Raw genomic sequence first — 13,463 nt, 5'->3', positions numbered from 1 at the left:
CGGTATTCCGATCATATCGGGGTGGGTGGGGCATGACCGTTGCCAAATGCCGGCTGTGTACCGCGGCATTGACCGAAACGTTTGTCGACCTGGGGATGTCTCCACTCTGCGAGAGTTATCTGCCCGCGGATCGACTCGATTCGGCCGAAACTTTCTATCCGTTGCACGTACGCATCTGTGCGAACTGTCTGCTCGTGCAACTTCCGGCGTACGTGTCCGGTGAGGAGATATTCTCCGACTACGCCTATTTCTCGTCCTATTCCGACTCCTGGGTGGCGCACGCCAAGCGGTACGCCGACGCCATGGCCGAAGCGCTCGACCTGGGGCCGCAGAGCCTGGTGACCGAGGTGGCGAGCAACGACGGCTACCTGTTGCAGCACTTCGTCGCCCGGGGCGTGCCGGTGCTCGGGGTGGAGCCGGCCGGCAACATCGCCGAGGTGGCCCGGGGCCGGGGGATCCGGACCGAGATCCGGTTCCTGGGCGCGGCCAGTGGTGCCGAACTGGCCGACCGGTACGGCCGGGCCGACCTGGTCGCGGCCAACAACGTGTACGCGCACGTACCCGACATCGTCGACTTCACCGCCGGACTGGCCGCGCTGGTCAAGCCGACCGGCCTGGTCACCTGCGAGATCCCGCACCTGCTGCGGCTGATCGAACGCCGGCAGTACGACACCATCTACCACGAGCACTACCAGTACCTCACCCTGCGTACCGCCCAGCGTGCGCTGGCCACCGCCGGCCTGATCGTGATCGACGTGGACGAACTCTCCTCGCACGGCGGGTCGCTGCGGGTGCACGCCCGACCGGCCGCCGCCGCGGGGGAGCCGTCCGGCAACGTCAAGTCCGTACTGGACGCCGAGACCGAGGCCGGGCTGCACAGCCTGGCCGGACACCTCGGCTTCGCCGACGCGGTCTTCGACATCAAGCGGGAACTGCTCGACTTCCTGCTCACCGCCCGGGCCCAGGGCCGGCGGGTGGTCGGCTACGGCGCCCCGGGCAAGGGCAACACCCTGCTCAACCACTGTGCGATCCGGTCCGACCTGCTGGAGTACACGGTCGACCGGAGTCCGCACAAGCAGGGCCGCTTCCTTCCGGGTACGCACATCCCGATCCATCCTCCGGAGCGGATCGCCGAGGACCGTCCCGACTACGTCCTCGTGCTGCCGTGGAACCTGCGTACCGAGATCTCCGCCCAGCTGGCCTACATACGGCACTGGGGTGGCCGGCTGGTCTTTCCGATCCCGGCTCTCGAGGTGGTCTGATGAAGGTGGTCCTGTTCTGCGGCGGCCTCGGCATGCGGATGCGCGAGGACGCGGCGTCCGCACCCAAGCCGATGGCGATGATCGGTGACCGGCCCCTGCTCTGGCACGTGATGCGGTACTACGCGCACTTCGGGCACACAGACTTCATCCTCTGCCTCGGCTACGGCGCCGTCGCGGTCAAGGACTACTTCCTCCGGTACGACGAGACGCTCTCGAACGACTTCAGCCTCTCGATGGACGGTCGGGACGTACGGCTGTTCTCCGCTGACATCACCGACTGGAACATCACCTTCATCGACACCGGCCTCGGCGCCAGCATCGGCGAGCGGCTGATGCGGGTCCGCAAGTACGTCGAGGACGAGCCGATGTTCCTGGCCAACTACGCGGACACCCTCACCGACGCGCCGCTGCCGGAGATGATCGACCGGTTCCGGTACACCGACGCGGTGGCGAGCCTGCTCGCCGTACCGGTGCAGTCGACCCACCACGTGATCGACATCGACTCCGCCGACCAGGTCACCCGGGTACGCCCGATCCGCGAGCTGATGCAGTGGGAGAACGGCGGCTACTTCATCCTGCGTCCGGAGATCTTCTCCGTGCTGCGCGACGGTGAGGACCTGGTCCCGCACGGCTTCGACCGGCTGCTGCCGGACCAGCGGCTGATCGCCCAGCGCTACACCGGCTTCTGGCGGGCCGCCGACACCTTCAAGGACCGGGCCGAGTTGGAGCAGCTCTACCATTCGGCCCGCTGCCCGTGGATGCTCTGGGACGCCAACCGGAGCCGAGGACGTAGGCCGGCCCTGGAGCCGGTACTCGCCGGGACCCGCGCGTCCGGCCCTGCCGGTGCACCCCGGGACCTGGGGCTGACCGGCTGATGATGCCGTTGCGACTGGGCGCGGCACGGTCCGTGGTGCTGCTCGGGGCACATCCGGACGACATCGAGATCGGCGCCGGAGGACTGCTGCTCGCCCTGGGCGACGTACCCGGACTGCGGGTGCACTACGTGCTGCTCACCGGAACACCGGATCGGCAGGCCGAGGCGCGGGCGGCGGCCGGGGCCTTCCTGCCGCACGCACGGCTGAGCTTCGCCCTGCACGACCTGCCGGACGGCCGGGTACCGGCCAGGTGGGGGGAGGCGAAGCAGATCGTCGACGCCGCCGCCTCGACGCTCGCGGCAGACCTGGTGCTGGCGCCCACCCCGGACGACGCCCACCAGGACCACCACACACTCGCCGCGCTCGTGCCCACGTCGTTCCGGGACGCGACGGTGTTGTACTACGAGATCCCCAAGTGGGACGGGGACCTGGGGCGGCGCAACGTCTACCTGCCGCTGACCGAGGAGCGGGCGCGCCGGAAGGTCGAGTTGCTGCACGCGGGCTACCCGTCCCAGAAGGCCCGGGACTGGTGGGACGACGAGGTGTTCCTCGGCCTGGCCCGGCTGCGGGGGATGGAGTGCCGGTCCCGGTACGCCGAGGCGTTCCGGTGTGAGAAAGCGGTGATCGAGCCATGACCGAGCGCCAGCGAGGGAATCAGCCGGCTCAGTTGGTCAGTCATGGTGCTGACGAGCGCAGCGAGGAGACGCCATGACCGGAAACCTTTCCCGGCCCGCGCTGTCGGCCTGTCTGTTCGGGGTGCCCGGTGCGAACCTGAACCTGGGCGTCGGCGCGCTGCGGGCCGCGACCCTGAGCGGGCTGCTGGCCCGGGAGCCGGCCGCCGACGTCACGGTCTTCGATGACGGCTGGGGGCAACGCCGGGGGCACGCCTTCGTGGCGGGCTCCCCGGTGCCGATCTCGTTGGCCGGTGCCCGCCACTCGCGCCGGTACCACCGGCCGGAGTCGTACCTGAACATGCGGATCAGCGCGGCGCTGGGCGGGCTCGGCAACGCCGGGCTGGCCCGGATCGACGCGGCCGACGTGGTGCTCGACGTCAGCGGCGGGGACAGCTTCAGCGACATCTACGGCGAGCACCGGTTCCGGACCGTGGCCTGGCCGAAGCGGTTGGCGCTGCTCCGTCGCCGCCCGCTGGTGCTGCTGCCGCAGACGTACGGGCCGTTCCGGTCGGCCCGGCTCCGGGCGGAGGCGGCGGCACTGGCCCGGGGCGCCACGATGGCCTGGGCGCGGGATCCGGAGAGCTTCGCCGCCCTCGCCGACCTGCTCGGCCCCGACCTCGATCCGAGGCGCCACCGGCAGGGCGTGGACGTCGCCTTCGGGCTGGAGCCGAGGGTGCCGGACGAGCCGGCGTACCAGCGGTTGACCGGGTGGTTCGAGGCCGCGCCGGGGCCGGTGGCCGGAGTCAACGTGAGCGGGCTGATCGCCCGAGCGGAGGGCCGTACCCAGTTCGGACTCGCTGGTGACACCCACCGGGTCGCCGCCCGGCTCTGCGAACGGCTGCTCGACCAGTCTGACACCCGGGTGATCATCGTGCCGCACGTCCTCACCCCGAACGGCACCGACGACGACCGGGTGGCCAGCGAGCGGTTGTACGCCGCGCTCGCCGTGCGGTACGGCGACCGGGTCGCACTCTCGCCCTCCGGTCTGGACCCGCACCAGACGAAGTGGGTGATCGCCCGGACCAGTTGGTTGTGCGGGATGCGGATGCACGCCACCATCGCGGCGCTCTCCTCCGGGGTGCCGGCGGCGGTGGTCGCGTACAGCGACAAGGCGCGCGGGGTGTTCACAAGTGTGGGGCAGCGCCGGCACGTCGCCGACGCCCGCCGGCTGCCCGACGACGACCTGCTCGGCGCACTCTGGGAGTCGTGGACGGGCCGGGCGACCTCAGCCGCCGAGTTGGCGGTGCAGACCCCGGCCGCGGTGGAACGCGCCGCCGCCCAGATGGACGAGTTCGTCGCGGTGGCCCGGGCCGAACGGGACCGGCGCGGCGCCGTCGGAGCGCGGTGATGGTCCGGCCCCGGACCGTGCACGACGTCGCGTCCGGCAAGCTCTGCACAGGGTGCGGGGTCTGCGCCTACCTGGCCCCGGACGAGGTGCGGATGGTCGACGTACTCGATCACGGCCGACGGCCGCTGCCGATCACGCCGCTGCGCGCCGCGACCCGGGCCGGTGACTCTGGCGCGGCGGCCGGAGGCGGCGCGGCAGCGGCGCTGGCCTGCTGCCCCGGGGCCCGGCTGGCGCACGAGAGCGCCCGGCCGGAACCCGGCGAAATCGCCGAGCTGCGGGGCGCCTGGGGCCCGGTCCGGGCGATCTGGGAGGGGTACGCCGCCGATCCGGAGATCCGGTACGCCGGCTCCAGCGGCGGGGTGGCGACCGCACTGGCCGGGTACTGCCTGACCGGCGGGGGCATGGCCGGGGTGCTGCACATCGGTGCGCGGGCCGACGTGCCGTACCTGAACGAGACCCGGCTGTCCCGGACCCCGGCCGAGCTGCTGGCGAACGCCGGTTCGCGGTACGCGCCGGCCAGCCCCTGCGACCGGCTGGACCTGATCGAGACGGCCGGGGCGCCGTGTGTCTTCGTCGGCAAGCCCTGCGACGTCGCGGCGGTACGGATGGCCCGGCAGGTCCGGCCGGAACTCGACCGCCGGCTCGGCCTCACCATCGCGATCTTCTGCGCCGGCACCCCGACCACCCGGGGCACGCTGGAGATGCTGACCCGGCTCGGCGTCCCGGACCCGGCGCGGCTGGAGTCGGTGCACTATCGCGGTGCCGGCTGGCCCGGCCAGGCGCGGGCCCGGCTGACCGACGACCCGCCGGGCCGGCAGCGGGAACTCAGCTATGCCGAGTCCTGGGGCGACATCCTGCAGAAGCACCGGCAGTGGCGCTGCTACCTCTGCGCCGACCACACGGGTGAGTTCGCCGACGTCGCGGTCGGCGATCCGTGGTACCGGCCGACCGGCGACGACCCGGGGCAGTCGCTGGTGCTGGCCCGCACCGAGCGGGGCGTACGGCTGGTCGAGGCCGCCATCGCGGCGGGTGTGCTGGTACTGACCCCGGTGGCCGCCGGGATCCTGCCCGCGTCGCAGCCGAACCTTCTCCGGGCCAGGGGAGCGGTGTGGGGACGGCTGACGACGCTGCGGCTGGCCGGTCTGATGGCGCCCCGGCTCCGGCACCTGCCGATGGCCGGCATCTGGTGGCGGCACCTGTCGATCGGCGAGAAGCTGCGGTCGACGATCGGCACACTGCGCCGGATCGGGCGCAAGCGGCTGCGTGAACCGGCCGCGCTGGACCCGTACCGGCCACCGGCGCAGGTCAGGTCCGGGACCGCCGCCGAACCAGCCGGCCGACCGCCGGAGTAGCGGGCCGACGGCCGGAACAGCCGGCCGACCGCCGGGATCGACGGGACCAGGTCAGGGGATCACCGGCAGTCCGGTGTCGAACCAGACGTTGGTGGGTTTGTCCCAGAGCACCCCGGGACGATTGAAGCCGGAGACCACGCCGTACCGGAAGTCGCGGCCGTACTTGTTCCGCCGGAAGATGATGTTGGAGCCGATCAGCCGGGGACTGATCCCGATCGAGTAGTTTCCGCCGTTGCAGTAGTTGTCCTCGACGGTCATGTTGGTCAGCGTGGGACTGGTCTCCGAGCCGATCGTGACGCAGGAGTTGAACGGATCCTTCGTGACCGGGTTGTACGACAGCAGCGTGTTGTGCCGGACGATGATGTTGTTGCCGCCGGTGCTCTGGAGTACGTCGTTGTGCGAGCCGGGGACCCGGGCCAGGCTGTGCAGGTACGAGTCGAAGATCCGGGTGTTGCTGCTGAGCCGGGGCCCGTCGATCATGTTGTAGACGTTCCCCCGCCGCAGGGTGTAGTCGTTGCAACAGATCGAGGCGGAGTTCGTCGCCATGCTGTTGATCTCGACATCCTGGATCAGCAGGTTGGTCGTCCCGGCCAACGTCCGGATCGCGTAGGTGGGGCTGTTGCAGGTGATCTTCGACCTCAGGATCTGCACGTTCGCCGCGGCCACGGTGATGCAGCCGACGATGTTCAGCCCGGTCACGATCTGCCCGGCGGTACGCAGGCTCAGCGAGCCCGAGTTGCGCAGTACCGTTCCGACCGGCACCCCGGTGTTGGTCGCACCGGGCCAGTACGTGATCGGAGTCGGTGGCGCCGCCGCGGGCGCGTACGGCGGCTCGTCCCGCATCTGGTCGGCGGCGGGGTCGTCGGGTGGTGCCGGAACCGGCCCGATCGGGCTGCTCAGCTCGCCGCCCGGGTACGGCTTGCCATCCTGTTCGGACTCCACGATGGTGGCCGTCAGACGATCGGTCTGCCGGAAGGCCTGGCGGCAGCCGTTGACCCGGACCCGCAACGCCGAATAGCCGCCCGGTGCCACCCCGTCGGTTCCGGCCGAGGTGCACTGGATCTCGGTGTCCTCGATCAGGGTACCGATGACGCCGGACCTGATCAGGATCGCGGCGCCGCCGCCGGTGCGTACCTTCACCCGTCGGATGGTGACGTTGTTGGCCGCGACCTCGATCGGCCGGTTGACGGTCTGGCCCCAGAGGACTCCGGCGGGCTGGTCCAGGACCAGCGGTGCGGCCCGGACCGGCGCGCCCGCGAGGGTGAGCACGAGGTAGCCGCTGGCGGCGAGGACGACGAGGGTGAGGCTGAAGGCTCCGATCAGCAGGGCGTGACGTCGGATACGGCCCGGCTGGCGGGCGAGATCCGGTGGCTCGATCGGCGGTGCGGCGTTGGTGTCGGTCACGGCTACCCCCCACGGGCGCGTTACACACAGGCATGGGCCACAGCTCGTGTGCAACGAGGTCTGCCCACCGCCGATTCGGCCGCTCCGCACCGACCCGGTGCGGTCGGCGTGATCGCTACGATTCGAACACTTCCCTGGTCAGGATGGGTGTGATTCGGATCGTTCCGATCTGTTGGCCGTGAACGAATACTACAAGCCGTGTCGAAGGGGTTACTATTCTCGATTCAGACGGATTGCGGACACAAGTTGCGGACCACGCTCAGCGCTGCTGCTGCCGGGGCAGAACCACCTCGCGCAGCACCAACTGGATCGCCGCCACCGCCGGAATGGCGACCAGCGCGCCGATCACCCCGAACAACGCCACCCCGAGCAGCGCCGCGACGATCGCCGCCACGTCGTTCACCTGGACGGACCGGCGCATCACCCGGGGATAGACCAGATAGTTCTCCACCTGCTGGTAGATCAGGAAGAAGACCGCGCAGGCGATTCCGGTCGGCACGTCGGCGGCGAAGCCCACCAGGCTGATCACCACCGCCCCGATGGTCGCGCCGATCTGCGGAATGAGGTCGCAGATCGCCACCACCACGGCGAGCGCGAACGGGTACGCCAGGCCGACGACGATCGCGAAGACGAACGTGCTCACCCCGGCCAGCAGCGCGATGGCCAGTGCCCCCACCATGTACGCGCCGACCTTGGCGAGGATCGCGTCCCCGATCAGCCGGACCCGGTCCCGTCGGGTGGCGGGGACCAGGCCGTACCCGAGATCGCGGAGCCGGTCGAAGGTGGCCATGAAGTAGATGGTCAGGACGATCACGGTGACGATGTTGAAGAGCGTGCCGAAGATGAACCCGGCGGCCCCGAAGACCCCGCCCAGGGCCCGGGTGATGTTCTCCGTGGTGGCGGCCGAGTTGATCCGGCCCGCGAGGTCGTACTGGACGATCAGGTCGTTGACGGTGTCGTTGCGACGCAGTTGAGTGACGTAGTCGGGTACCTGTTCGATCAACTGACCGGTCTGGCTGGCTATCGGCGGGACCAGCGCGAACACCGCGCCGGTGATGATCGCGAGCAGGGTCAGCGTCACCGCCGCCACGGCGAGCCCCCGGGGCAGCCCCCAGGAGCGCAGCCTGACCACCGCCGGGTGCAGCCCGATCGCCAGGAAAAGGGCAATGAAGACCAGGACCAGCACCGAGCCCGCGTTGCGTACCGCGAGAAACAGCGCGTACGCCAGCAGCACGCCCAGCCCGCCGGTGAGCCCGACCAGGAACGGGCTGAGCCGCAGCGGCCGCCCGGGCTGCCCGAACTGACCGGCACCGGCGGTCACCGGCTGGACCGGCGCCGGCGCCTTAGCCGGGGTCGGACCGGTCGCGTCGTCGGTCGTGCCGCCGTCGGTCAGGTCGTCGTCGGTCGGGTGGCCGGTCGACGGTGGACGCCTTCCGCCGGGGTCCGTCGCGGTACCGGCCCGGCCCGGCGCGGCGTCCGGCTCGTCGTTCCCGCCGGTGCGCCGCTGACCGTGCACCGCTGGCTGCTCGCCGTCCACCCCGGACCTCCCCGACCGATCGCCTCGGCAGAGGTTAGCGGGCGGGCGCAAACGTACGTCTCGGGGCGGCCGGCTCCGGATCAGTCCGAGTCGACGCTGACCTTGTTCGACTTCGTACCCTGGTCCTCGACGGTCGGTTTGCCGCTCCGCTTGCCGGAGTCACCGGTACTCGTGATCTTGGTGGGCACCGGCTCCCGCCCACCGGTACCCGGCACCGCGGCCACCGTCGGTTCGCCGTCCAGCCCGCCGTCCGCGCCGCCAGTCACCGGCTCGGTCACCCGGCTCGGGGCGGCCCGGCCACCATCGGACCGCTTCTCCGTGGCGCTCTGTTCGGCGGCGGCCTCGACGAGCTGCTGCATGTCGGCCTCGGCCTGGGCCAACTGCTGCTCGACATGCTGGGCCGACTGCTCCGTACCGGTCAGCCGGTCCTGCTCGCCGGCCAGCTGCTCGCGCGCCGTGGCCAACTGCCGCTGGATCCGGTCGGATTCCTGCCGGGAGGCCACCGTCTCCTGCCGGATGTCGGCGAGCGCCTGCTGCGCCGCCGCGATCTCCTGCATGACCTCGGCCAACTGCTGCCGTCCGGCGACCGCCTCCTGCTGGGTGCTGGCCAGGTGCTGCTGGGTGGTGGCCAGGTGCTGCTGCGCGGTCGCCATGTACTCCTCGAACTGGCGGCGGGAGGTGGCGGCCTGCTCCTCCGCCTCCCGGTGCAACGTGGCGAGGCGCTCCTCGGCCTCCCGGCGGATCTCGGCGGCCTTCTCGTCCGCCTTCGCCCGGACCTCGGCGGCGTACTCGTCAGCCTGTTGGCGTACCTCGTCCGCGCCGCCCTCGATCTCCGCGCGCCGTTCCTCGTACGACTGCTCCAGCTCCGCCTGCCGCTGCTGGAACTGCTGCTCCAGTTCGGACTTCCGTTGGGCGTACTCGCGGTCGGCTCCGGCCCGGTAGGCGGCCAGTTCCTCCTCCAGCGCGGCCCGACCGGCGGCCAGTTCCTCCTCGGCGGCGGTCCGCTGGGCGGCGATCTCCTGCTCCGCGGCGGTGGTACGCCGGTTCACCTCCTGCTCGACCCCGGCCCGCCAGGCGCCCAGTTCCTCCTGCGTCTCCGCTCGGATCTTCTGGGCGTAGTCCTCGACGTCGGCCCGGGAGCGCCGGACGAACTCGGCGGTCTCCTCGTTGATCCGCTTCGCCTCCTGCTGGGCCTTGGCGTGTGCCGCCTGGCCGGCCTCGCGCAGCTGGGTCGCCTCGTGCTTGGCCTTCGCGTGCAGCCCCTCGCCGGCCTCGCGGAGCCGGGTGGCCTCGTGCTTGGCGAGCTCGACGACCCGGTCGGCTTCCTGCGCCGCCGCGTCGGTGAGCCGCTGGGCCTCCTGCTGGGCCTTGACGTGTGCCGCCTGGCCGGCCTCGCGCAGCCGGGTGGCCTCCTGCTGGGCGGCGTCGCGCAACCGGTTGGCCTCGTGCTGGGCGGCGTGCCGGAGTCGCGCGGACTCCTGCCGGGCCCGCTCGACGACCTGCTGGGTCTCCCGGTCGGTCCGCTCGGTCAGCTCCTGGGCCTCCCGCGCGGTCTGCTCGGTCAGCCGGGTCGCCTCCTGCTCGGCGGTGTCCCGGAGCTGCTTCGCCTCCTGTAGCGCCTTGGCGTGGGCCGCCTGGCTGGCGTCGCGCAGCCGGTTCGCCTCCTCGGCGGCCCGGTTGCGCAGCTCGGAACTCTCCTGCTGGGCCTTGGCGTGTGCCGCCTGGCCGGCCTCGCGGAGCCGGGTGGCCTCCTGTGCGGCGGCGGCGACGGCGGCGTCCGCCTCGCCCCGCCGGGCCGTGTTGACCTTCTCCTCCTCCGCCCGTCGGGCGGTGAGGGCGAGTTCGAAGTCGCGAAGCGCGTCGGCCGCCTGCTGGCGGGCGTCCTCGAGGACCTGGTCGGCCTCGGCCTTGCGGCCCTCGATCTCGTGCGATGCGTCCCGCGCGATGGACTCCGCCTGCTCCTCGGCAAGGGTCAGGATCTGTTCGACCACCGGACCCAGGTGCCGGAAGGAGGCCCGGTCCACCACGCCGGTCTGTCGGCGCACCGCCACGAGGTCACGCTGCAACACCTCGACCTGGCCGGCCAGATTGTGAATCTGGCTGTACGCATGCTCCCGCTGGGCAGCCAGGGTGGCGATGTCGTTCTCCGCGCGGGCGACATACCGGTCCACCTGCCCCTTATCGTAGCCCCGAAAGGCCGGCTCGAAGCTCGGCTCCGTAGCCACGTCTCCGTTCAGGGCAAACAGTTCCTCGCCGTGCGACATGCTCCCATCCTCACACGGGCCGCCCAGTTCTGCGGCGATACCCGGTGCCGCTGATGGGACGAAGCTCACGGGTACTGACAATGCCCGACCTACCGGACCTACTGGCGGACAGCACTCAGGGCCGTACCGGAAAATCCGGTACGGCCCCGGTCGTGCTGCTGCCCCGCAGTCCGACCCGCGACCCTCGACGGCTCAGCCGGCTGCGTCGGCGGTGACCCGCTCCTCCGACTCGTCCTTCTCGGCCGGCTTGGCGGGCTCGGGGGCCTTGGCCGCCGCACCCACACCGGGAACGATGCCGGCCAGGCCCGAGAGCATCTGACCGAGCTGCGAGGTGACGGCGTCCTTCTGCCGGGTGAGGTCCTCGACCTCCCGGCGAGCCGCCTGCGTGGTCAGGTCCGCCTCGGTACGGGCCTCGCTGAGCACCCGGTGCGACTCCGCACGGGCCTCGTTCAGGGTCTTGTCGGACAGGTTCTTGGCCTTGTCGATGGTCTCGGCGGCGGACCGCTCCGACTCCACCCGACGGGCCTCGGCGCGCTGCTCGATCTCCTTGGCACGGTCCTGTGCGGCCCGGGCGCGCTGCTCGGCCTCGCCGACCAGCTTCTGGGTCTGGGCCACCTGGGCGGCGTGCCGCTCGGACTCCTCGCGCTCGGCCTTCTCCCGGCGCTCCGCCAACTGCAACTCCAGGGCCTGCAGGTCCTTGTCCCGCTTGTCCCGGGCGTCGGTGAGGAGCTTGGTGGCCTCGGCGCGCTTCTCCTCGGCCTCCCGGGCAGCCTTGGCACGCTGCTGGGTGATCTCCCGCTCGGCGGTGGCCCGCAGGGTGGCGACCTCCCGCTCGACCGTGGACTTCAGCTCGGCGACCTCGTGCGCGGTCACCGTACGGAGCTGCTTGGTCTCGCGCTCGGCGTCGGCGCGCAGGGTGTCCGCCTCGCGGCGGGCCTGCACCCGGACCTCGGCGGCCTCCCGCTCGGCGGCGGTACGGACGCTGCCCGCCTCCCGCTCGGCCGAGGCCTTCATCGCGGCGGCCTCGGCGCGGGCCTTGTCGGTGATCTCCCGAGCTTCCAGCCGAGCGGCCGAGAGGATGCCCTCCGACTCGCGCTTGGCCTCACTGCGGTGGTCGTTGGCCTGTTCCTCGGCGAGCCGGAGGATCTGCTCGACCCGGGTGCCCAGGCCGGAGAGGGTGGGGCGGTTGTTCTCTTCGAGTTGCTTGTTGGTGTCGGTGAGTTTCTGCTCGACCGATGCGAGGCGCTGCTCGGCCTGGCGGAGCCGACGCTGCGCGTCGTTCATCCGCTGTTCGGCCTCGGCCCTGCCCTGTTCGGACTGGTTCAGTGCCGCTGTCAGCCGGCCGAGATGACTGTTGACCTGCTCACGGTCGTAGCCGCGCAGAGCGACTGTGAAGTCTGGCTGCGAGTTCGCGTTGTCGAAGAACGCGAGAGGGGAGGACTGCTGCTGGGGCATTGGGACATACTTGCAGACTCCCCGGGGTCCTTCGCAAGAGCCGGCCCGTTCTATCGCGTGCCGATCACAAGGTCAACTCAACCCGCCGGACGGCCGTACCTTTTCCAATGTCGCCAACGAGCCGTGACCGTCGTGCGCCGCCCATGGTGCCCGGCTCATCGCCCGGCGAGCCGGGCCACGATCGGCGCGGCGGCATCCAGGTTTCCTCCCAGGTGTAGGTAGTTGACGCCGTACCGCTCCCGGAGGGCGAGGAGCCGGTCGACGCACTCGTCGACGCTGCCGTGCAGCACCGACGGCGAGGAGGCCAGCGCGGCCGCGTCGGCGAGCCGGGCGTGACTGGAACTGGCCCGGTACTCGACGCCACGGTGGACCACCCGTACGTCGAACATCCGCAGCTGGAACTCCAGCGTGCCCGGATCGCGACCGGCGGCCACCGCGGCGTCCCGGGCCCAGGCGACCTTCCGGGCGAAGCGCTCCGGGCTCATCTCGGCCACGGCGGCGAGCGGATCGACGTCCGGGGCGAGCCGCGGGTTGATGCCGACGATGTCCGCGTGCCGGCCGGCCAGTTCGAGGATCCGGCGGCTGCCGCCACCCACCAGCAGCGGCGGATGGGGCCGCTGCACCGGCTTGGGCAGCCCGTCCAGTTCGGCGACCTGATAGTGCTGGCCGGCGAAACTGACCGGCTTCTCCCCGAACAGGCCGACGAGCACCTCGATCGACTCGGCCAGCCGCTCGACGCGTACCCCGGGCGGGTCGAACGGCAGGCCGGCCGCGTCGTGGTCGTCGCGCAGCCAGCCGGCGCCGAGACCGACCTCGACCCGGCCGCCGGAGAAGACGTCGAGGTTGGCCAGTGACTTGTGCAGCAGTACGGGATGCCGGAAGTCGTTGCAGAAGACCATCGTCGACACCCGGAGCCGGCTGGTGGCCTCGGCGGCGACGGTCATCGCCACCAGCGGATCCATCGCCCAGCCGCCGGTGAAGTGGTCGGAGACCGAGACCGAGCTGAAGCCGAGGTCCTCGATCCGGCGGATCTCGTCGCGCCAGCGGGCCACCGGTCCGTCCAGCCCGGGCATGGACGCGGTGAACCGGAACGGCCACGTCGACCCCGACCGCTCGGCGGACGGCCCTCCGGGTCCGGACTGCTGCCCGGGTGCGGGCGGCGTCCCGGGTCCGGTCGGCGTCCCGGGTGCGGACGGGCTTGCGGTGCCGGGGGTGGCGGGCGTCGTCCGGCGTCCCGAGGGCGGGTGCGGGGGCATCGCCCGACTCTATGTGCCCCGGCCTCCGGGGGCGGC

The 13,463-nt window shown here is 71.5% G+C and carries 10 protein-coding genes; 5 read left to right on the top strand and 5 right to left on the bottom strand.

What is annotated here, in order from left to right:
- The first annotated feature begins 32 nt into the window (after nucleotides 1-32).
- From H4W31_RS01785 to H4W31_RS01765, 5 genes are all read left to right on the top strand, one after another.
- A complete protein-coding gene (locus tag H4W31_RS01785; protein ID WP_192765038.1) occupies nucleotides 33-1,262 on the top strand; it encodes a class I SAM-dependent methyltransferase in 1,230 nt (409 codons plus the stop codon).
- Nucleotides 1,262-2,137 carry a glycosyltransferase family protein gene (locus tag H4W31_RS01780; RefSeq protein WP_192765037.1) on the top strand — a complete coding sequence of 292 codons (876 nt, stop codon included), beginning with the start codon at nucleotides 1,262-1,264 and terminating at the stop codon, nucleotides 2,135-2,137. Before H4W31_RS01785 ends, H4W31_RS01780 begins: the two co-directional genes overlap by 1 nt.
- Complete coding sequence (locus H4W31_RS01775; RefSeq protein ID WP_192765036.1) at nucleotides 2,137-2,772, top strand: PIG-L deacetylase family protein; 636 nt, start codon at nucleotides 2,137-2,139, stop codon at nucleotides 2,770-2,772. Before H4W31_RS01780 ends, H4W31_RS01775 begins: the two co-directional genes overlap by 1 nt.
- 73 nt (nucleotides 2,773-2,845) lie before the next feature.
- A complete protein-coding gene (locus H4W31_RS01770) occupies nucleotides 2,846-4,159 on the top strand; it encodes a polysaccharide pyruvyl transferase family protein (protein WP_192765035.1) in 1,314 nt (437 codons plus the stop codon).
- Nucleotides 4,159-5,511 (top strand): Coenzyme F420 hydrogenase/dehydrogenase, beta subunit C-terminal domain, encoded by a 1,353-nt coding sequence (locus tag H4W31_RS01765; RefSeq protein ID WP_192765034.1) that lies wholly within the window; start codon nucleotides 4,159-4,161, stop codon nucleotides 5,509-5,511. Before H4W31_RS01770 ends, H4W31_RS01765 begins: the two co-directional genes overlap by 1 nt.
- Before the next feature lie 51 nt (nucleotides 5,512-5,562).
- On the opposite strand, the gene H4W31_RS01760 is transcribed toward H4W31_RS01765, so the two are convergent.
- The 5 genes from H4W31_RS01760 to H4W31_RS01740 all read right to left on the bottom strand — a co-directional run bounded on the left by H4W31_RS01760 (nucleotide 5,563) and on the right by H4W31_RS01740 (nucleotide 13,427).
- Entirely contained in the window at nucleotides 5,563-6,915 is a 1,353-nt protein-coding gene (locus H4W31_RS01760; protein ID WP_192765033.1) for a glycoside hydrolase family protein, read from the bottom strand.
- 259 nt (nucleotides 6,916-7,174) lie between these two features.
- The gene (locus tag H4W31_RS01755) at nucleotides 7,175-8,236 is read right to left on the bottom strand and encodes an AI-2E family transporter (protein ID WP_318783699.1); all 1,062 of its coding nucleotides are present in this window, start codon (nucleotides 8,234-8,236) and stop codon (nucleotides 7,175-7,177) included.
- Nucleotides 8,237-8,532: 296 nt separating this feature from the next.
- The gene (locus tag H4W31_RS01750) at nucleotides 8,533-10,716 is read right to left on the bottom strand and encodes a hypothetical protein (RefSeq protein WP_192765032.1); all 2,184 of its coding nucleotides are present in this window, start codon (nucleotides 10,714-10,716) and stop codon (nucleotides 8,533-8,535) included.
- Between the two features lie 192 nt (nucleotides 10,717-10,908).
- Nucleotides 10,909-12,171, bottom strand: a complete 1,263-nt coding sequence (locus H4W31_RS01745; RefSeq protein WP_192765031.1) for a coiled-coil domain-containing protein — start codon at nucleotides 12,169-12,171, stop codon at nucleotides 10,909-10,911.
- 155 nt (nucleotides 12,172-12,326) lie between these two features.
- Nucleotides 12,327-13,427: a TIGR03621 family F420-dependent LLM class oxidoreductase gene (locus tag H4W31_RS01740; protein ID WP_192765030.1), complete on the bottom strand. Its 1,101-nt coding sequence runs from the start codon at nucleotides 13,425-13,427 to the stop codon at nucleotides 12,327-12,329.
- Nucleotides 13,428-13,463: the final 36 nt, after the last annotated feature.

The organism is Plantactinospora soyae (genome assembly GCF_014874095.1).
In the GTDB taxonomy this organism is placed as follows: Bacteria; Actinomycetota; Actinomycetes; order Mycobacteriales; family Micromonosporaceae; genus Plantactinospora; species Plantactinospora soyae.
The sequence above is the reverse complement of the archived record's forward strand: the minus strand, read 5'-3'. Positions and strand labels throughout refer to the sequence as shown.

Excerpts from the sequence above, each read along its gene's own strand:
- H4W31_RS01785 (WP_192765038.1), top strand. The coding sequence starts at position 33 with ATGACCGTTGCCAAATGCCGGCTGTGTACCGCGGCATTGACCGAAACG.
- H4W31_RS01780 (WP_192765037.1), top strand. The coding sequence starts at position 1,262 with ATGAAGGTGGTCCTGTTCTGCGGCGGCCTCGGCATGCGGATGCGCGAG.
- H4W31_RS01775 (WP_192765036.1), top strand. The coding sequence starts at position 2,137 with ATGATGCCGTTGCGACTGGGCGCGGCACGGTCCGTGGTGCTGCTCGGG.
- H4W31_RS01770 (WP_192765035.1), top strand. The coding sequence starts at position 2,846 with ATGACCGGAAACCTTTCCCGGCCCGCGCTGTCGGCCTGTCTGTTCGGG.
- H4W31_RS01765 (WP_192765034.1), top strand. The coding sequence starts at position 4,159 with ATGGTCCGGCCCCGGACCGTGCACGACGTCGCGTCCGGCAAGCTCTGC.
- H4W31_RS01750 (WP_192765032.1), bottom strand. The coding sequence starts at position 10,716 with ATGTCGCACGGCGAGGAACTGTTTGCCCTGAACGGAGACGTGGCTACG.
- H4W31_RS01745 (WP_192765031.1), bottom strand. The coding sequence starts at position 12,171 with ATGCCCCAGCAGCAGTCCTCCCCTCTCGCGTTCTTCGACAACGCGAAC.
- H4W31_RS01740 (WP_192765030.1), bottom strand. The coding sequence starts at position 13,427 with ATGCCCCCGCACCCGCCCTCGGGACGCCGGACGACGCCCGCCACCCCC.